Annotated in this window: 18 protein-coding genes; 6 read left to right on the top strand and 12 right to left on the bottom strand. The window is 71.4% G+C overall.

Annotated features, from left to right (window positions below; all coding sequences use genetic code 11):
- Positions 1-7: 7 nt before the first annotated feature.
- Positions 8-703, bottom strand: a complete 696-nt coding sequence (locus tag ACFYL6_RS14920; RefSeq protein WP_387171398.1) for a hypothetical protein — start codon at positions 701-703, stop codon at positions 8-10.
- Positions 704-722: 19 nt separating this feature from the next.
- On the opposite strand from ACFYL6_RS14920, the gene ACFYL6_RS14915 reads away from it, so the two are divergent.
- The 3 genes from ACFYL6_RS14915 (at position 723) to ACFYL6_RS14905 (ending at position 3502) form a co-directional block, all read left to right on the top strand.
- The gene (locus tag ACFYL6_RS14915) at positions 723-911 is read left to right on the top strand and encodes a hypothetical protein (RefSeq protein WP_145794764.1); all 189 of its coding nucleotides are present in this window, start codon (positions 723-725) and stop codon (positions 909-911) included.
- A gap of 63 nt (positions 912-974) precedes the next feature.
- Positions 975-1697 (top strand): alpha/beta hydrolase, encoded by a 723-nt coding sequence (locus tag ACFYL6_RS14910; RefSeq protein ID WP_387171396.1) that lies wholly within the window; start codon positions 975-977, stop codon positions 1695-1697.
- A gap of 1145 nt (positions 1698-2842) precedes the next feature.
- A complete protein-coding gene (locus tag ACFYL6_RS14905) occupies positions 2843-3502 on the top strand; it encodes a C39 family peptidase (protein ID WP_387171394.1) in 660 nt (219 codons plus the stop codon).
- A gap of 79 nt (positions 3503-3581) precedes the next feature.
- Here the strand turns inward: ACFYL6_RS14905 and ACFYL6_RS14900 are convergent, their stop codons facing one another.
- The gene (locus ACFYL6_RS14900; protein ID WP_387171392.1) at positions 3582-4373 is read right to left on the bottom strand and encodes a DedA family protein; all 792 of its coding nucleotides are present in this window, start codon (positions 4371-4373) and stop codon (positions 3582-3584) included.
- A gap of 214 nt (positions 4374-4587) precedes the next feature.
- Between ACFYL6_RS14900 and ACFYL6_RS14895 the strand changes: the two genes are divergently transcribed.
- A complete protein-coding gene (locus tag ACFYL6_RS14895) occupies positions 4588-7440 on the top strand; it encodes an aconitate hydratase (RefSeq protein WP_387171390.1) in 2853 nt (950 codons plus the stop codon).
- 88 nt (positions 7441-7528) lie between these two features.
- Here the strand turns inward: ACFYL6_RS14895 and ACFYL6_RS14890 are convergent, their stop codons facing one another.
- Positions 7529-7855 carry a hypothetical protein gene (locus ACFYL6_RS14890; protein ID WP_387171388.1) on the bottom strand — a complete coding sequence of 109 codons (327 nt, stop codon included), beginning with the start codon at positions 7853-7855 and terminating at the stop codon, positions 7529-7531.
- Positions 7856-8084: 229 nt separating this feature from the next.
- Between ACFYL6_RS14890 and ACFYL6_RS14885 the strand changes: the two genes are divergently transcribed.
- Positions 8085-8852 (top strand): Scr1 family TA system antitoxin-like transcriptional regulator, encoded by a 768-nt coding sequence (locus ACFYL6_RS14885; RefSeq protein ID WP_387171386.1) that lies wholly within the window; start codon positions 8085-8087, stop codon positions 8850-8852.
- Positions 8843-9031 (top strand): DUF397 domain-containing protein, encoded by a 189-nt coding sequence (locus tag ACFYL6_RS14880; RefSeq protein ID WP_387171384.1) that lies wholly within the window; start codon positions 8843-8845, stop codon positions 9029-9031. The genes ACFYL6_RS14885 and ACFYL6_RS14880 overlap by 10 nt, the downstream gene beginning before the upstream one ends.
- A gap of 319 nt (positions 9032-9350) precedes the next feature.
- On the opposite strand, the gene ACFYL6_RS14875 is transcribed toward ACFYL6_RS14880, so the two are convergent.
- The 9 genes from ACFYL6_RS14875 to ACFYL6_RS14835 form a co-directional block, all read right to left on the bottom strand.
- Positions 9351-10610, bottom strand: coding sequence for an RNA polymerase sigma factor (locus ACFYL6_RS14875; protein WP_387171382.1), 1260 nt, complete (start codon positions 10608-10610; stop codon positions 9351-9353).
- 5 nt (positions 10611-10615) lie between these two features.
- Positions 10616-10951, bottom strand: coding sequence for a YciI family protein (locus ACFYL6_RS14870; protein ID WP_387171380.1), 336 nt, complete (start codon positions 10949-10951; stop codon positions 10616-10618).
- A gap of 85 nt (positions 10952-11036) precedes the next feature.
- Positions 11037-11648 (bottom strand): ATP/GTP-binding protein, encoded by a 612-nt coding sequence (locus ACFYL6_RS14865; protein ID WP_030337265.1) that lies wholly within the window; start codon positions 11646-11648, stop codon positions 11037-11039.
- A complete protein-coding gene (locus ACFYL6_RS14860) occupies positions 11629-12015 on the bottom strand; it encodes a DUF742 domain-containing protein (RefSeq protein ID WP_030337267.1) in 387 nt (128 codons plus the stop codon). Before ACFYL6_RS14860 ends, ACFYL6_RS14865 begins: the two co-directional genes overlap by 20 nt.
- 5 nt (positions 12016-12020) lie before the next feature.
- Positions 12021-12443 carry a roadblock/LC7 domain-containing protein gene (locus ACFYL6_RS14855; RefSeq protein WP_091403761.1) on the bottom strand — a complete coding sequence of 141 codons (423 nt, stop codon included), beginning with the start codon at positions 12441-12443 and terminating at the stop codon, positions 12021-12023.
- A gap of 86 nt (positions 12444-12529) precedes the next feature.
- The gene (locus tag ACFYL6_RS14850; RefSeq protein WP_387171378.1) at positions 12530-15073 is read right to left on the bottom strand and encodes a nitrate- and nitrite sensing domain-containing protein; all 2544 of its coding nucleotides are present in this window, start codon (positions 15071-15073) and stop codon (positions 12530-12532) included.
- 124 nt (positions 15074-15197) lie between these two features.
- Complete coding sequence (locus ACFYL6_RS14845) at positions 15198-16814, bottom strand: prenyltransferase/squalene oxidase repeat-containing protein (RefSeq protein ID WP_387171376.1); 1617 nt, start codon at positions 16812-16814, stop codon at positions 15198-15200.
- Complete coding sequence (locus ACFYL6_RS14840; protein WP_387171374.1) at positions 16807-17724, bottom strand: terpene synthase family protein; 918 nt, start codon at positions 17722-17724, stop codon at positions 16807-16809. The genes ACFYL6_RS14845 and ACFYL6_RS14840 overlap by 8 nt, the downstream gene beginning before the upstream one ends.
- On the bottom strand, positions 17721-19058 hold the full coding sequence (locus ACFYL6_RS14835; protein WP_387171770.1) for a cytochrome P450: 1338 nt from the start codon (positions 19056-19058) through the stop codon (positions 17721-17723). Before ACFYL6_RS14835 ends, ACFYL6_RS14840 begins: the two co-directional genes overlap by 4 nt.
- Positions 19059-19121: the final 63 nt, after the last annotated feature.

Here is a 19121-nt window from a genome sequence, read left to right as displayed (position 1 = left end):
TCAAACCTCAGCGCGGCGGCACCCGCACCTCGATCTCCGAACCCAACCGGGCGTCGGCGGCCAGACCGAGGTCGTCCCCACTCCAGAACCGCCCCGGGTCGTACCAGTTCGGACGCCGACCCGCCGGCAGCAACCCCATGGCCTCATAGGTCACCGCCACCACCTCGGCGCAGTACGCCGTCTCCAGCGCCCGGTCCCGCTCCCCCGCCGACCGGGCAGGGCTGCCCGGACCGGAGGGGTTGGCGCGGTCCGCCGGGGTCGGCTGGCCGAGGCGCGGCAGCGCCGGCACCCGACCACGCACCCAGCGCCACGCCAACTGCGCGGTCGACGGGAACGGCGTGCCGTCCAACCGCGCGATCGTCCGGAGCACCGCCCGTTCCATCTCCGCGTCGGCAGGCGGGTCGAGCTGCCGTAGCCAGGCCCGTTGGCCGTACCGGTTGGCCCAGACGCATACCGCGTTCCGCAGGTCGTGCAGCTGGACGCCGCGCTGGTGGGTGCCCGACCACAGGTCCGGCAACGACCTGCCCAACTCCGCGTGCCACATCAGCGGCGGCATGTCGTCCAGCACCACCGCCATCCCGACGTGGTTCACCGGGCTGTTGGTGGTGAACTGGATCGCCCGGTCCGGCACGCTGCGACCCCGGAACACCCACACGTCACCGGTGCGGGTCAACTCGACGGCCTCATCCAGGCTGATGCTCATGAGGGTCTAGCCTAGGCCGATGCGGCAACGAATGCGGTGGTGGAAGGTTCTCGGGCTGGCCGGCCTCGCCGGCGTCGCGGCCTCCGGTGTGGTCATCGCACGGGCCGAACGGCGTCGGCGCGCGTACACCCCGGAGGAGATCCGGCAGCGGCTCCTGGAGCGGCACGCCCAGGCCGGCGACGCCGCGAAGCCTGGTGGCCCTGCCTGACTCGCTGTCCCTTGTAGATCGTTTGGGTCAACCGGGCAGGTTGATGATCGATACGATGGGGCCATGACGACGCCCGTCGCACAACGGCCCTTCGTCCTGTCCACCCCGCCCGCGCCTGTCGAACGACACGGCAACGTCGACCTGCACCTGCCCACCCACACTGGTCCCGCGCCCGCAGTCGTGGTGGTGCACGGCGCTCCGCTGCCACCCGACGCGCCCGACCCCCGCGACTGGCTGCTCTACCGCGGCTACGGCGCGCTGCTCGCCGCGAGCGGCGTGGTAACCGCGCTGGTCAGCTATCAGGTGTCCGACCTGTCGGCGCTGCCCGCCGCAGCCGACGACATCGCCACGATGGTCGAGCAGGTCCGCGCCGATCCGCGGGTCGACCCCGAGCGGGTGGTGCTGTGGTTCTTCTCCGGCGGCGGCCTCTTCGCGGCCGACTGGCTCCGCGTCCCACCGCCATGGTTACGCGGGATCGCACTGACGTACCCGCTGCTCATCCCGTTCCCCGGCTGGGAGGTCGACGCGCGGTTCCTGCCGGTCGAAGCCCTTACCTCCGGCCCGGGCGTGCCACTGGTGCTGACCCGCGCCGGCCAGGACATCCCACCGGTCGTGGCCGGCATCGACGCGTTCCTCCCCGCGGCGACCGCACAGGGCTGGCCGATGCGGGTGATCGAGGTGCCGGACGGGCAGCACTCGTTCGACATCCTCAACCCCGGCCCGCAGTCCGAGGCGGCCGTACTGGCCGCCCGCGACGCCGTCCTGGGCCTACTCACCGCAACCTGACCGTTCGCCCCGGTTTCGGCCCGGCCTCGGCCGGCCGCATGACCAAGGCCGCGGAAGGGGCAAGACCAGCGAAGGCCGCAGGGCGCACCGCCCCGACGGGCCACCGGCTCGCCGTCCGGCGACCACTTACCCGATCCGGGTGTCGCCACCGGCGCATGATCGTGCTCGATCAGTGTCGCCACCGGCGCATGATCGTGCTCGATCGGTGTCGCCACCGGCGCATGATCGTGCTCGATCAGTGTCGCCACCGGCGCATGATCGTGCTCGATCCTTGTTGTAGTGGCCTCGTGGCATGGGGAAGGCACTGTTTCCTGGATCGAGCACGATCTTGGGCTGGGGTTCGTTCTACCCCGGAGTGGGCCTCCCCGCGTGGCGCTCTGCACCGGGGCGTGGCATGTCCAAGATCTGCGCACTATCGGTGAAACTGCTGCCTCACGGCGTGCCGAGGCAGCAGTTCCACCGAAGTTGCGCGGTTCTTGGGGGCGGAGCGGCGTGGTGTGGGTTTCAGAGCAGGTCGGTGGGTCCGGGGGCCGGGTCGGTTTGCGCCGGGCCGGGCGCCCCTGGGTCGGGCCGGTCAGGGCGCACGACCGGCCCAGACCGGCGTGATCCACTCGGTTTTCATGAAGTCGGCGGGTCCCCGGCACCGGGACACCCCGTTTTCCGTGAACCCGAGTGGATCACGCCGTCTTGGCCGCCGTGTCCGTTTGTCGGGTGGGTGGGTTGTCCGGGTTGGCCGTTGGTGTCGGGTGGTCGGGGCCACCCCGTCGCCGGAATCGGCGGCCGGGCCGGGTCGTTATACCTGGCAGACCACCGCGACTTTCCAGGTCATGGGGTGCGGCAGCCGCCGGGAACATCCGCCAGGCCGGGCCGGTTACATCCCCGGACGGCCGAGCACCACGACGGCGGCCGGGCACGGCAGCCGCCGGGAACATCCGCCAGGCCGCCTCGGTTACACCCCCCGATCAGCCGAGCACCACAACCTGGCTGGCCCCCGCAGGTAGGCGGAATGACCCGCCACCGCGAACCGTTACACCCTGTCCCGACGCCGACCCCCTTCGCGGGTCGCCGGGCAGAAAGCTTTCCCCGCACGACCACACCCCCGAGGTTGTGTGCGAGGCACCCCCGATGCAGAGGAGCACGCCATCATGCGTACCGATCTGATTCGTAAGACCGCCCTGACCGCCGCCGGCCTCGCCTTCACCGGAGGCGCCATCGCCGGCCCCGTCACCACCGCCTACGCCGCGTCCGACGCCAAGCCGGCCACCCAGACCCAGTCGGATCGTAAGGGTCATGGTGAGCGGGAGTTGGGTGTGCGCTACGAGGCGCAGCCGAACTTCTACTACTGCGGTCCCGCCGCCACCCGAAACGCCCTGTCCGTTCAGGGTAAGAACATCAACGTCGATGACATGGCCAAGGAGATGGGCACCACCGAGGCCGGCACCAACTCCATCAACGACATCACCCCCGTCCTGAACAAGGAAACCGGCAAGACCAACGCCTACCGGTCCGTCGAGATCAGCACCCCCGACGCCGACGGCAAGCAGACCGACACCCTGCGCGCCGACATCGTCAAGACCGTCGACGACGGCCGCGCCGTGGTCGCCAACATCGCCGGCACCAGCACCGACACCGACGGCACCACCCACTCCTACGAGGGCGGGCACTACATCAGCGTCGTCGGCTACCGCGACAACGGCGAGACGGTGAAGATCGCCGACTCCGCCGACCCGAACACCGCCTCCTACTGGATCAGCACCGAGCACCTCGCCGACTGGATCGCCACCCGCGGCTACGCCACCAGCTGACCCCGCACACCAGGACACCAGGCACGAAGCGAAGGGCCGGACCCCACCACGGGGTCCGGCCCTTCGGCATGACCAGAGGTCAGTGCTCGTCGCCCGAGCGGACCGGACCGCCGCCGGGGGCCACCCCAGCCGACTGACCACCGAAGGCCGCCTCCACGCCAGGGGCCCCCGCAGCCGACTGACGGCCGGAGGCCGCCTCCACGCCGGGAGCCACCGCAGCCGGCTGACCGCCGGAGGCTGCCTCCACGCCAGTGGCAACCTCGGCCGACGCGACCCGATGGGCGCGGCGGCGCAACCACCAGGTGCTGCCGAGCCCGGCGAGCACCGCGATGACCAACCCGGCCCAGGAGATGTCCTTCAGCCAGTGTTCGGCCGCCCGGCCGACCGAGTAGAGCAGGTACGTCGTGCCGAAGGCCCAGACCAAACCGCCGGCCGCGTTCGCCAGCAGGAAGCGGCGGTACGGCACGTGCAGCGCACCGGCGAGCGGCCCGGCCAGGATGCGCAGCAGTGCCACGAACCGACCGAAGAAGACCGCCCAGACGCCGTGCCGCGCGAAGCTCTGTTCGGCACGGGCGAGTTGCGCCGGGCCCAGGTGTTTGGGGAACCGCCTGCCCAGCCGGGCGAGCAGTGGACGACCGCCGCGTCGGCCAATGGCGTACCCGATGGAGTCGCCGACGATGGCGCCGAACGCGGCGGCGCTGGCCACCCACTCCGGCTCCACCACCCCTGTGGCGGCGAGCAGGGCGGAGCTGACCAGGACGATCTCGCCAGGCAGCGGGACGCCCATGCTCTCCACGCCGATCACCCCGGCGACGATCAGGTAGATCACGCCCGGAGGCAGCGCCGAAAGCCAGTGCTGAACGTCGATCACTCGGCACCCCCTTCCGAATCGGCCCCGACCCTACCCCGCCGACCTGACGACGCGGCGTGGTCGTGGGCCGCCCAACCCGTGACGCCGGGTTGCGCAGATAGCAAGACGGACGTACGGTTTTGTTGGAAGCGGAATCGGTCGGTAAGTGTCACCTAACCTCGGCGGCACCCCGACCAGTGCGACAGACTGCTCAGGACTACTCACGGTCGCTGGTGTGAAGGAGTACGACGTGGCGAGCCTCGACACCTTCGGTGCGAAGACCCAGCTACGCGTCGGAGACGCGAGCTACGAGATTTTCAAGATCGACAAGGTGGACGGCCACGCCCGGTTGCCGTACAGCCTGAAGATCCTGCTGGAGAACCTGCTGCGGACCGAGGACGGCGCGAACATCACCGCCGACCACATCCGCCAGCTCGGCGGGTGGGACTCCACCGCCGCCCCGAGCGTGGAGATCCAGTTCACGCCGGCGCGGGTCCTGATGCAGGACTTCACCGGCGTGCCCTGCGTGGTCGACCTGGCCACCATGCGTGAGGCCGTACGCGACCTGGGCGGCGACGCCAGCAAGGTCAACCCCCTCGCCCCGGCCGAGCTGGTCATCGACCACTCGGTCATCGCCGACCTGTTCGGCCGCGAGGACGCGTTCGCCCGCAACGTCGAGCTGGAGTACGAGCGCAACAAGGAGCGCTACCAGTTCCTGCGCTGGGGTCAGACCGCGTTCAACGAGTTCAAGGTCGTCCCGCCGGGCACCGGCATCGTGCACCAGGTCAACATCGAGTACCTGGCCCGCACGATCATGGAGCGCAACGGCCAGGCGTACCCGGACACCGTGGTCGGCACCGACTCGCACACCACCATGGTCAACGGCCTGGGCGTGCTGGGCTGGGGCGTCGGCGGCATCGAGGCCGAGGCCGCGATGCTCGGCCAGCCGGTCAGCATGCTGATCCCCCGGGTGGTGGGCTTCAAGCTCTCCGGCGAGATGCCGCCCGGCACCACCGCCACCGACCTGGTGCTGACCATCACCGAGATGCTGCGCAAGCACGGTGTGGTCGGCAAGTTCGTCGAGTTCTACGGCCCCGGCGTGGGCGCCGTTCCGCTGGCCAACCGGGCCACCATCGGCAACATGTCCCCGGAGTACGGCTCCACCGTGGCGATCTTCCCGATCGACGCGGAGACGATTCGCTACCTGGAGCTGACCGGCCGCGACGCCGCGCAGGTCGCGCTCGTCGAGGCGTACGCCAAGGAGCAGGGCCTGTGGCACGACCCGGACGCCGAGCCGGACTACTCGGAGCGCCTTGAGCTGGACCTGGGCTCCATCGAGCCGTCGCTCGCCGGCCCGAAGCGCCCCCAGGACCGGGTGCCGCTGGGTGCCGCGAAGACGCTGTTCCGCTCCGCGTTGACCGACTACGTGGCCGACGACTCCGTCGGTGAGCGTGACCTCAAGCCGGGTGTCCCCCGCGAGGAGCTGCCGCGCGGCGCCAACGGCCCGGCCGACGAGGCCAGCGCCGAGTCCTTCCCGGCCAGCGACCCGCCGGCCAACGAGTTCAGCGACCCGGCCGACGAGCCGCGTGACCTGGAGACCGCAGCGGTCGGCGCGGGCGGCCGGGCCAGCCACCCGGTCCGGGTCACCGGCGCCGACGGCGTCGAGTACGAGCTGGACCACGGCGCCGTGGTGATCGCCGCGATCACCTCCTGCACCAACACGTCCAACCCGCAGGTGATGATCGGTGCGGCGCTGCTGGCCCGCAACGCGGTGGAGAAGGGCCTGACCCGCAAGCCGTGGGTGAAGACCACCCTGGCGCCGGGGTCGAAGGTCGTCATGGACTACTACGAGCGGGCCGGCCTCACGCCGTACCTGGACAAGCTCGGCTTCAACCTGGTCGGCTACGGCTGCACCACCTGCATCGGCAACTCGGGCCCGCTGCCCGAGGAGGTGTCCGCCGCGGTCAACGAGCACGACCTGTCGGTGGTCTCGGTGCTCTCGGGCAACCGGAACTTCGAGGGCCGGATCAACCCGGACGTCAAGATGAACTACCTGGCGTCGCCGCCGCTGGTGGTCGCCTACGCCCTCGCCGGCACGATGGACATCGACCTGGCCAACGAGCCGATCGGTGAGGACTCCGAGGGCAACCCGGTCTACCTGCGCGAGATCTGGCCGAACAGCGCCGAGATCCAGGACGTCATCGCCCAGGCGATCGGTGCCACCGGTTTCAGCGCCGCATACGCCGATGTCTTCGCCGGCGACGAGCGGTGGCAGTCGCTGCCGACCCCGACCGGCGACACCTTCGCCTGGGAGAACGACTCCACCTACGTGCGTAAGCCCCCGTACTTCGAGGGCATGCAGCAGGAGCCGAGTCCGGTGGTCGACATTTCCGCCGCCCGGGTGCTGGCCAAGCTGGGTGACTCGGTGACCACCGACCACATCTCGCCGGCCGGCGCGATCAAGGCGGACTCCCCGGCCGGCACGTACCTCGCCGAGCACGGTGTGCCGCGCCACGAGTTCAACTCGTACGGCTCCCGTCGGGGTAACCACGAGGTGATGATCCGGGGCACCTTCGCCAACATCCGGCTGCGCAACCAGCTGGTCCCGGGCGTGGAGGGCGGCTTCACCGTCAACCACCTCACCGGCGAGCAGACCTCGATCTACGACGCTTCGGTGGCCTACCAGGAGGCCGGCATCCCGCTGGTCGTGCTGGCCGGCAAGGAGTACGGCTCCGGCTCGTCGCGGGACTGGGCGGCCAAGGGCACCATGCTGCTGGGCGTTCGGGCGGTCATCGCCGAGTCGTACGAGCGGATCCACCGCTCCAACCTGATCGGGATGGGCGTGCTGCCGCTGCAGTTCCCCGTCGACGTCACCGCCGAGTCGCTCGGCCTGACCGGCACCGAGACGTTCACCATCACCGGGGTGACCGCCCTCAACGACGGTGAGACCCCGCGCACCGTGCAGGTCAGCACCGACACCGGCGTGGAGTTCGACGCCGTGGTGCGGATCGACACCCCCGGCGAGGCGGACTACTACCGGCACGGCGGCATCCTGCAGTACGTGCTGCGCCGCATGATCGCCAACTGACGTACCGACGTCACCAGGCTCCCTCCCGCTCTCGGCGGGAGGGAGCCTGCGTCGTTCTCGGCGCTCGGCGTCCGACGGGGTGGACCGCTCAGCGCAGCCGCAGTACGACCGCGCGGGCCTCCTCGTCGGTGAGCGGCGGGAACCAAAGGAAACGGCGGACGATAGCGACCGGGTCGGGTCCGCCCGGCTGCCCGCGCAGGTCTCGGATCGCCCGGCGGGTGATCCGAGAGAACTCGGGGATCAGGGTCGCCCGGCGCGCGGCGTCCGTCGGGGTCGCTCGCAGCACCGGGCAGGGCCAGTCCCGACCGCAGGCGTCGCACGTCCACAGCGGGCCGTTGGCGGTGTGCGCGACCGGCGGGCCGCACCGGGACCGCCAGCGTGATTCGGGTACGACGTTCCCCGCGACCGGGACCACGATACGGAGGGTGCCGTGTCCCGGTCGGACCGGCGACGTTCGCACGGGGCGAGGCCGGTTGGCCCGGTCGATTGCCCGGCCGATGTGGGCGGTTGCAGGACCTGTCCTCGGGCATCCGGTGCTCCCTCTTCGATGCTGTCTACACAGCACCCTGCCGAGGGTTGCCAGGCGATCACACCGCGTAGAAGTATTTCCTTCCGACGTCTGGAACGTTCTGGAGGGTCTGGAGATGAATCGAGCCGTACAGGCGGCGATGGCCGAGAAGGGCCACACGGCGGACAGTCTCGCTGCTCAGATCGGTGTCGATCCGAAGACGGCCGCCAAGTGGGCGAGCACGGGACGAATTCCGCAGACACGCCATCGCGCACGGGTCGCCGAGCTGCTCGGTCGAAACGTCGACGAGCTGTGGCCAGACGCGCTGAAGCGCCGGACGCCGGCCTGGTTCCGGCCCTGGGCCGAGATCGAGCGCGAGGCACTGTCGCTGCGGTCGTTTCAGCTCGCGTGGATACCGGGCCTCCTTCAAACGAAGGCGTACGCGCTGGCGACACTGGTCGGCGAGGCGCTGACACCGGCCGAGGCCGACGACCTCGCCGAGGCTCGGCTGAGCCGGCAGGCAATCCTGCGCCGGGAACGCCCGCCGCTGCTCGTCGCGGTCCTCGACGAGGGAGTTCTCCGGCGGACCCTCGACGGCGACCGGGCCATGATGCGCGAGCAGTGCGAGCGGCTGGCCGAGCAGGCCGCGCTGCCGAACGTGTCGCTGTTCATCGTGCCCGCCGACGTCGGCATGTATCCGGGCCTCGGTGGGCCGTTCACCGTGGCAGAGATGCCGGACGGGGCGCGGGTCGCGCACGTCGACAGCCAGGCGCAAGCGCAGCTCATCGACCAGGTTGCCGACGTTGCTACATTCGACCGACGGTGGGAACGCATTCGCGACGGCGCCCTGTCGCGGGCGCAGTCCCTCAATCTCATCAGGGAAGCGGCAGCATCATGGACCTGACCGGCGCTCGGTGGCGCAAGAGCAGCAAGAGTGGCAACAACGGCGGCGACTGCGTCGAGGTGGCCGACAACCTCGCGGGCGTCATCGCCGTACGCGACTCCAAGGACCCGGCCGGTCCGACGCTCGCCTTCGACCCGGCGGCCTGGGCCCGGTTCCTGGCGATGGCCAAGCGCGGCTGACCCCTCCCAGCGGTCGAGCATGCGGCCCTACGGTGCAAGTCAGCACCGTTGCTGTGGCCGACGGGTCAACCCGTGCTGGATAACGGAACTCCTGGTAGATCAACGTGTGTCGAGCGAGAAGATCGCGCCGATCTTGCAGTTTTGGTCGTCGACATGAGCGGGATGCCCCTTGTGTCGGGACAGAAAATGCAAGATCGCGGTGCGGGGACAGACCCGGCCCGTCGATCATGGAGTCGTGGTGCCTGGTTTGGCAGTTCACGGGGGATTTGTTGCCCACCACAACTCCATGATCGGCGAGGCGGTGCCGGTCCACGCTCCGCTACCGGGTGAGGTCGTCGGCCCGGTCGAGCAGCGCTCGGCGCTCGGCGGCCGACCCTACCGCTGCCGCCGCCTCTCGGAACAGTCTGGCGGCGCGTGTCCGGTTCCCCTGCCGGGCCACCAGGTCGGCCTCCACCGCCACGGCGAGCGGGTTGCCGTCCAGCCCTCCCCCGATCCGCGCCGCGTCGAGCAGGTCCAACCCGGCGGCGGGCCCGTACGCGTAGCCGTGCGCGACCGCGCGGTTGAGCGCGATCACCGGCGAGGGGCGGAGGTCGGCGAGCGCGTCGTAGGCCCGTGCGATCGTCGGCCAGTCGGTGTCGTCGGCCGAGGCGGCGGTGGCGTGGCAGGCGGCGATCCGGGCCTGCCACGCGTACGGGCCGTAGTGGCGTACCCGATCGAGGGCGGCCAGGCCCTCGGCGATGGCGGCGCGGTCCCACCGGTCGCGGTCCTGCCGCTCCAGGGTGAGCAGGTTGCCGGCTGCGTCGCGGCGGGCGTCGCGGCGGGAGTGTTGGAACAGGCACAGCGCCAGCAGCGCGGCGACCTCGGACTGCTCGGGCATCAGCCGGTCGAGCAGCCGGGCCAGCCGGACCGCCTCGTCGGCGAAGGCCGGCTCGCCGTCGGCGACGTAGCCCCGGGTGAACAGCAGGTACAGCACGGCGAGGACGCCGGGCAGTCGCTCGGTCAGCGCCGGCCCGCTCGGCACCCGGTACGGGATGCCGGCCTGGGCGATGCGGGTGCGGGCCCGGGTCAGCCGGCGGGTCATCGTCGACTCGCTGACCAGCAGGAGTCGGGCGATGTCGGCGGTCGGCACGCCGCAGACGGTTCGCAACGTCAACGCCACCCGGGCCTCGAGCGCGAGCGCCGGGTGACAGCAGGTGAAGATGAGCCGTAGCCGGTCGTCCACCACGTCCTGGCCCACCTCCGGCTCCGGCGACGCGTCGTCCGGCGTGAGCAACGCCAGGTCGTGCAGCTTGCGCCGCTCCACGGTGGCCCGGCGCAGCACGTCGATCGCCCGGTTGCGCGCCACCGTCATCAGCCAGCCGCCCGGGTTGGCCGGCACACCGTCGGCCGGCCAGCGCTCCAGCGCGACGGTCAACGACTCCTGGGCGCAGTCCTCGGCCAGCGCCCAGTCCCCGGTGATTCGGATCAGGGTCGCGACGATCCGGGGGTACGCCTCGACGCTGGCGGCCGCGACGGCCTCCGCCGCCACCGCGCCGGCCGGTGCCGAGGTGGGCACCGGCCGGCGCTGGGGTGTGGACAACACCGTCAGTCGGACAGGTCCGCGAACGGACGCAGTTCCAGTCGCCCCTCGCGGGCCATCGGGTGGGTGCGGGCCACCTCGATCGCCTCGTCCAGGTCGGCGCAGTCGAGCAGGTCGAAGCCCACGATCACCTCGGCGGTCTCCGCGAACGGCCCCTCGGAGACGAGCAGCTCACCGTCACGAACACGGACGGTGGTGGCCGCGCTGGCCGACGCGAAGACGTTGCCGGTCAGCCGGCGGCCACGAGAGTCGTTCTCCGCCACCCACTTGTGGATGTCGGGTAGCTCGGTGGGGTCGGTGTCCGGCTCGGTGTCGCTGCACACGAACATCATGTACTTCATCTGGTCGCTCCCTGGTTTCTCGGGGTATCGCCAGCATGACGAACGGCCGACAGCGTTCCGGACACCCTCCCCCGAAAAACTTCTGTCAGTCTCCGCTGGCGGCGCGGCGGCGGGCCTCGCGGGTCTTCATGGCGTGCTCCATCAGCGTGACGAGCACCTCCTTGCTGGACTCGCGCTGCCGGGCGTCGCAGAGCAGCACCGGCACACCCGGGTCCAGGTTCAGCGCGGCCTGCACCTCGTCGAGCCGGTACGTCCGAGCGCCCTGGAAGCAGTTCACCGCCACCACGAAGGGGGTGCCCCGACCCTCGAAGTAGTCGATCGAGGGGAAGCAGTCGGCGAGCCGGCGCGTGTCGGCCAGCACCACCGCGCCGATCGCACCCAACGCCAACTCGTCCCAGACGAACCAGAACCGGTCCTGCCCGGGCGTACCGAACAGGTACAGCACGAGGTCGTCGCTGATGGTGATCCGGCCGAAGTCCATGGCCACGGTGGTGGTGGTCTTGCCTTCCACCCCGGACAGGTCGTCGATGCCGACCCCCGACTCCGTCAGCACCTCCTCGGTGCGCAACGGCCGGGTTTCGCTGACCGCGCCAACCATGGTCGTCTTGCCCACGCCGAAGCCGCCCGCGACCAGGATCTTGATCGCGGTGGGCAGTGGCGTCGCTCCCGCCGGCCGGTCAGAGTGCCCGTAGTCCATTGATTACCGCCTCGAAGATGCTGTTGTCGGGAAGACCGGCCGTGGTCTGCGGCTCGCGGACCTGCACCAGGCTGCGGGCTGCCAGATCACCGAGAAGCACCCTGATGGTGCCCACCGGCAGGTCGAGATGGGCGGCGATCTCGGCGACGGACTGTATGCGCTGGCACAGCCCGACGATCGCCAAATGCTCGGGACCGAGACCGACCTCGGGCGTGACCTCGGCTCGGGTCGCCGTGACCAGGGAGATCAGGTCGAAGGTGCCGGTGACCGGGCGGGCCCGGCCGCGCGTCACCGCGTACGGACGCACCACCGGACCCGCGTGGTCATCCACCCACTGATGGTCTGCGGACTCCCCCTGGACCGTCATCGCCGCTACCTCTCGCCGACCTGCTGATCAGTGCCGCGCGACGGCGATGCGACGTACTTGCCGACCCGGGTGACCAGCATCGCCATCTCGTAGGCGATCAGGCCGACGTCGGCGTCCTCGCTGGCCAGCACCGCCAGGCAGGCGTTGCGGCCGGCCGCGGTGACGAACAGGAACGACGACTGCATCTCGATGATGGTCTGCTGCACCTGCCCACCACCGAAACGCTTGCCCGCGCCTCGGGCGAGGCTCTGGATGCCGGCCGCCATCGCCGCGAGGTGCTCGCCGTCGTCCCGGCTCAACCCCTGGGAGGAAGCCATCAAGAGGCCGTCGGTGGAGAGCGCGACCGCGTGTTCGGCCTGCTTCACCCGGCCCACCAGGTCATCCAGCAACCACGTCAGGTCGGCGCTCGAAGCCGTCTTCTGGGTCACTTCGTCGTCCTCTTCTCGCCCGGCTGTGCGCCGTGTTCGTTTGGGCTTGACCGTCACACCGCGCGGAAATCCGCGTCGATGCTCGGTCAGGTCGCTTGTGGATCCTCGTCGGTCGGCTCGGACGGCGTCGCCGCCGGGGCGCCGGAGGCGCCGCCGAGCAGCCGAGCCGCGTCGGTCCGCCCGCGCCGGGTGCCGGTCTGGTAGGAGCTCATCATCCGGCGAACCTGCTCCGGTGGGCGCACCACATCCTCGTCGTCGGTCTCGGACACCGCCGGGTCGTCTCGCAACTCGGGAACGATGTTCGCCTGTCGGACCCGCACGGGCAGGCCGGAGTCGGTCCGCTCCGCGTCGGCGCGGGCGGGCACCGGGCCACCGTCGCCGGCCGGGGCCGACTCTCCGTCGGAGGCCTCCGGGCGGACGCGGTCGACGGCGGGTAGGCCGGTGGGCACGGTCGGGGCTTCCAGGGCTGGCTGACCCAGGCCGCGCCGGGCGCGGGTGGGCAGGTCGGGGGTGCCGGTTGCCGGGGTGGTCCGCTGTCGGGTGGGGAGAACGGTCTCAGCCTCGGCCTCCTCGTCCGCCTTCGGGGTGGTGGTGGCCGGCATCGGCACCGCTACTTCCGACGCGGTGGTCGTCGGTGCGGCGAGCGCGACCGGTGCGAGGGACGCCGGACGACCGGTGTCCGTGGCGGGCGCCGACGGCATCGGGATGGCCGTACCGGCCCGGAACGAGCCGGAGTCCTCCGGGGACACGTCGGCCTCGGTGACCAGTTCCAGCGGGATCAGCACGACCGCGGTGGTGCCGCCGTACGCGGACTCCTTGAGCCGTACCCGCACGCCGTGCCGTTCGGTCAGCCGACTCACCACGTAGAGCCCGAGGCGGGCGGCGTTGGCGAGGTTCAGCTCGGACTGGTCGACGATCCGGTGGTTCGCCGCGGCCAGGTCCTCCTCGCTCATGCCGAGGCCCCGGTCTTCGATCTCGATGGCGAAACCGTTGGAGACCAGTTGGCCGCGGACCTCGACGGTCGTGTGCGGCGGGGAGAACGACAGGCCGTTCTCGATCAGCTCGGCGAGCAGGTGGATGACGTCGCCGACCGCGCGGCCGGCGAGCGAGACCGGCCCGAGCGGGAGCACGTTGACCCGGGTGTAGTCCTCCACCTCGGCCACCGCTCCGCGCACCACGTCGACCATGGGGACGTTGCGCCGCCAGGCCCGACCGGGGGTGGAGCCGGAGAGCACGATGAGGTTTTCCGCGTTGCGCCGCATCCGGGTGGCCAGGTGGTCGACCCGGAACAGGTCCTCCAGCTCCTCCGCGTCGTGTTCGCGGCGCTCCATCGCGTCGAGCAGGGTGAGCTGACGGTGGACGAGCGCCTGGGTGCGTCGGGCCAGGCTCAGGAAGACCTCACGGACGTTGCGACGCAGGTCGGCCTGCTCGACGGCGGTGCGCAGGGCGGTCTCCTGAACGGCGTTGAACGCCTTGCCGACCTGGCCGATCTCGTCGGTGCCGAACTCCAGCGGAGGCGCCTCGGTGGCCACGTCGACCTCCTCGCCGCGCCCGAGCCGCTCCACCACCCGGGGCAGCCGTTCGTCGGCGAGCTGCCAGGCGGCCTCGCGCAGCCGGTCCAGCTGGCGCAGCAGGTTCCGCGCGGTGGTGATCGAGACGACGACGGAGGCGATGACGGCGAGCAGGCCCAGACCGGTGGCGAGCACCAGTCGGACGACGACCATCACGGCCACGCCGGTGGCTCGACCGACGATGCCCTCGCCGCCAGCGGTCACGGCGTCGTTCACCTCGACCAGCACCGGCTCGACGGTGCCCCGCCACTGCTCGGCGCCGACCGGCAGCTGGGTCGACGGCCGGCCCTCGCGGATGATGCTGTCCTGCACGGCACGCAGACGGGTGAACGCCTCACCCTCGACCAGCTGCTGGTAACGGCGCTGGTCGGCGTCGGCGAGCCGGACCCGGGTCTCCTCACCGAGGAAGCGCTCCGAGCCGACCAGCGCGACGTAGCGGGCGTACTCGGCGCCGCTCATCCGACCGTTGCCGAAGAGGCCGCTGAGCAGCGCGTCCTCCTGGGAGATCAGCTCCTTCATCCGGTTGAGCTGGATCAGGGCCGCCGCCTCGCCGGCGATCTGCTTGTCGTCCAGGCTGCCCGTCACGTCGTAGATCTGGAAGATCGACTCAATCGCGCCGGTGTACGCCTCGGCGGCGGCGATCCGGTCGATCTTGCGGTCCAGCACCTCGGCGCGGGTCTGTTCCAGCGCGTTGACCTGGGCGATCGTCAGACCGAGCTGGGTGTCCAGTGCGGAGCTGCCGGCGATGTCGACCTGCCAGTCGCGCACCGAGGCAGCGAAGTCGGCGGCCAACTCGGCGGTCTTGCGCTGCTCGGCCTCGAGAGCCGTCCGCTGCGCCGCCTCGGGGTTGCTCAGGTACGCCTGGGTCAACCGCCGCTCCACCTGGAGCTCCTGCAGCAGCGGCTCACTCGGCGTGTAGACCTTGCTGTTCAGCAACTGGACACCGAGCAGGTTGAAGCCGTCCCGCAGGGTCACCCACGCCGCGAACATCCAGAGCGCGACCAGGGAGAGCAGCAGGGCGACAACCTTGGTGCGGATACTCGTACCGCGAGAACGCATTGAACCGTCCCAGGCCGGGCGTTGACTCAGCGCATCAACGAATGATCAGAGGGGGCGACGTCCCACCGAAGCGGGGCATCCGGGGCTGAGGCTCTGCGTACGCTAGCAGTGTCCACACAACCCCTCAAGTTGCTGTTTTTGTTATCTGGTAACCGCAATCCACCACCGAACGGTCTACGCCGGCGGCACGCAGGCCGGCCAGCCGGCAGGCGGCGAGCACAGCGGCGCGAACGATGACTGTCGGACAGTACAGCTCCTTGCCGTACCACAGTGGAGGGTGCTCCCGACTGGCGGATTCGTGCAGGTAGGCGTGCCCCCGAGCGATGGCGTCGTCGACCCGTGGCACCGTCGTCGGCACCGCCAGCAGCACCTGGAGGGCGTACGCGGTCTCCTCGGCGGTGCCGTCCCAGCGCCCCCACGAGCCGTCCGCGCGCTGGCTGTTCAACACCCAGCCGGCCGCCCGGTCCACCGCCTCGGCGGCGGCCGCGCCCCGCCCGAACTCGGCCAGTGCCAACACGCAACAGGCGGTGGCGTAGTACGGCGAGGCGTGCCACCGGTCCTCCCAGGGGCCGTCGGCGAGCTGGTGCGCCGGCAGCACGGCGCTGAGCCGCTCGACCGTCCGGTGGTACCGGGCGTCCGCGTCGGGGTGTGCGGCCACGTGCTGGCCGAACGCGTCCAGCACGTGCGCGTTGGTGGTGACCGAGAAGCCGTCCTCGCTCCCCGGCCAGGTGCAGAAGCCGTCCGCCGTCTCGTACGCCCACAGGCCGGCCGGGTCCGCCGGACGGCCGAGCCGGGCCAGCGCGTCCAGCGTGACCGAGGTGGTGTCGGCGTCGGTCGGCAGGCCCTCGCCGGTGGCGATGCCCTCGGCGCCGGTGGCGGCGGCCAGGGTACGCAGCACGGTCGCCGGCGGATTGACCGCGACACCGGCGCGGCGCAACCCGCTGAGCACCCAGGCCCGCTCGAACACGGTGATCGGGCTCGGGCAGGGCACCGGCCCGTCAGCCTCGCGGATCAGCTCCCGCAGGAAGTCGTGGGCGGTGGGGCTGGCGTCCGGACCGGCGGCGGTCAGCCAGGTGGCGGTAGCCGCGGGCGACGCGCCGACCGCGGTCAGGGTCGGTCCGGCGTCGGCCGGTGTCGCGTCCAGCACCTCGTAGAAGTGGGCCAGCTTCGTCGGCAGCGCCGCCCCGGCGGCCACCGCGGCGCGTACCGCGCGCAGCCGGTCGGACCCGAGCCCCGGGGGCAGCGTCAGCGGCGGGCGGGGCAGCCGCTCGGCGGTCGCCTGGTCCAGCCGGGTCAACCGGCCGTTGATCGACTCGACAAGCGCGGGGACGATGAGGTCCAGCGCCGGGGTGTCCGGCAACGCCCGCGCGGGTGTGGCGAGCAGCCGGCCGGTGAGCGCGTCCAGTCCGCGTGCCACCGGGGCGAGCAGGTCCACACCGGCCCATCCGCCGTCGGCCAGCGCCGCGAGCAGAGCGTCGGTGGCGCTGAGCGTGGGCACCAGGGCGTACCCCTCGGGTGGGCCCCACGCGCCGTCCGGACGCTGCTCGCGCAGCAGGAACCCGATCCGCTGGTGGTGTCCCGGCAGCCAGGCCGCACCGGCGACGAGCCGGCCGCTTTCGTACACCGATGGGGCGACCTGCCCCCACGGCCGCAGCGCCAGACCGGCGACCAACTCGCGGGCGGCGTCGGCGGCCGGGTCGGCGGCGGTCGCCGCGCCGGCTAGGGTGCCACGGTCACTCATCGCGCGCCCCCCAGAAGTCCGACAGTTGGTAGAAGCCGCCGGTGAAGGAGATCTGCCGGTTGAGGTAGTCCGCCTGGCGGGGGCACCGCTCGGCGAGGGCGGCCAGGTCTCCCCGGCACCGGGCGGTCAGCTCGGCCAGCCGGTCGTGCACCTGCGCCGGGTCGTCGACCAGCAGAAGGGCGTTCAGGTCGCCCCACTCGGCGTCCCGACCCTGGGTGGCCAGGTCGTTGACCAACCGCAGTACGCGCTGTACGCCACGACCGGCGTCGAGCAGGTCGGTCAGCTGGGCGAGGGTCTTCTCGTCGCCGGTGGCGATCCAGTGGGTGACATTGACGAAGGAGCAGGCGAGGTTGTCGGCGTTGTCCAGGTAGCGGTCCAGGTCCGGCAGTCGCCGCCCGGTGGTCGGGTCGGTCGGCAGGTGTTTCCAGTCCCACTCCCGGGCCACGGCGGCGAGCATCCGGGCCAGCTCCTCGCGCCAGAGCGGCCGCAGCCGGACGAACGCCGGCACGGTGGTCAGCTCGTCGCGCAGGTCGGCCAGCAGTCGAGCCAGGTGTCGCCCCGGCGGCGGCGCCGCGCCGTCGGCCACCGCGAGGCAGTCGGTCACCACCGTCCGGACGTCGTCGACGGACCGCGCGAGGTAATCGACCTGCCAGTCGGCGGCGAAGACCCAGAGCAGGGTACGGGTGGTGATCCGCAGCTCCGCGGCGGCGTGCCACGGCGCGGTGAAGGCGATGGCGGTGGCCACCGAGCTGAGCAGCGCCGCGTCGAACGGCGCGGCGTCGAACAGCTCCGGGTGGGCGGCGGTGACATCCTGCAGGTCGCGTACGCCCCGCACGGCGAGTGCGCACACCCGGCCCTGCTCGGCGACCGCGTCCTGACCGGCCCGCGCCGGTCGCGGGGCCTCGGTCACGATACGGCCGGGCGCTCGACCGGGGTGAGGATGAGCTCGGCCCGCTGCTTGGGTTGCAGCGAGGCGCCCATCCGGGGGGTGAGGTCGACCGGTTCGCGCAGTCGGAAGCGGTAACGGCTCAGCACCGTGCTGACGATGAGCTGGGCCTCCAGCAGGAACAGGTACTGCCCGAGGCACTGGTGCGGGCCGCCGCCGAACGGGAAGTACGAGTAGCGGTAGCGCCGCCGGGGCAGCTCCGGCGCGAACCGCTCCGGGTCGAAGAGCGTCGGGTCGGTCCAGAACGTCGACATCCGCTGGGTGACGTACGGGCTGACCAGCACGGTGCCGCCGGCCTTGATCCGCACCCCGCCCAGCACGTCGTCGCCGACCGCGGTACGCGGGATCATCCAGCCGGCCGGGTAGAGCCGCAGCATCTCGTCGAGCACCATCCGGCCGTAGCGCAGCTGGGGCAGGTGTTCGCGGCCGACCCGTTCGGCGCCGACCACCTGCTCGATCTCGTCGGTCATCCGCTCGGCCACGTCGGGCCGCGACGCCAGCACCGGCCAGAGCCAGGAGAGCAGGGCGATCGTGGTCTCGGTGGCGGTGGAGAACATCGCGACCACGTCGCCGCGGATCGCGTACTCGTCGGGCTCGCTGCCGTCGGCGCGTGGCCGGCAGAGGGTGGAGATGATGTCGTCGCCGTCGGTGGGGCGGGCCCTGGCCTCCCGGATGATCGGCAGCACCACCTCGTCGATGGTGCGCACCGCCTCGCGGAAGCGCCGGTCGCCGGGCATCGGCACCGCGTACGGCACGGCGGGCATCAGGAGTCGGGGGAGCATCGCGGTGGTGACGGTGTCCAGCGCGGCGCTGATCCGCAGGGCGTCGGGGACCGAGATCCGGTCGGCGAAGAGCACCCGCATGGTGGTGCGCAGGACGATCCGGGTCAGCTCGGCGCCGCCGTCGATCGGGCGACCGGCGCGGGCCGGTTCGAGCCACTCGTCGACCGCCTCGTTGATCGCCTCGGCCATCCTGTCGACGAGCGTCTCGGCCCGCTTGGCGGTGAACAACGGTTGCAGGGCGCCCCGGCTGGACTCCCAGATCTCACCCTCGGCGACCAGGATGGCGTCACCGACGATCCGACGCACGGGTCGCCAGAGCAACCCGTCGCCGTCCCGGGTGTAGTTGGCAACGTTGTCCCGCAGGACGCGTTGCAGGTGCTCGGGATGGCTGACCAGGTAGGGGCGGAACGAGCCGAGATTCAGCCGGATGACGTCGCCGTCGGCGTCCTGCGCGAAGTCGACGAGCGCGCCCAGCGGATCGCGAACCAGTGCCGGCAGCGCGCGTCGTAACGGGATCGTCCGGGGCTCGGTGCTGACGCTGGGGGGGCGTGCCTCGGACACCTGCGACATCGAACCACG

This window comes from Micromonospora sp. NPDC007208, from assembly GCF_042869175.1.
Lineage (GTDB): Bacteria > Actinomycetota > Actinomycetes > Mycobacteriales > Micromonosporaceae > Micromonospora > Micromonospora foliorum.
The sequence above is the reverse complement of the archived record's forward strand: the minus strand, read 5'-3'. Positions and strand labels throughout refer to the sequence as shown.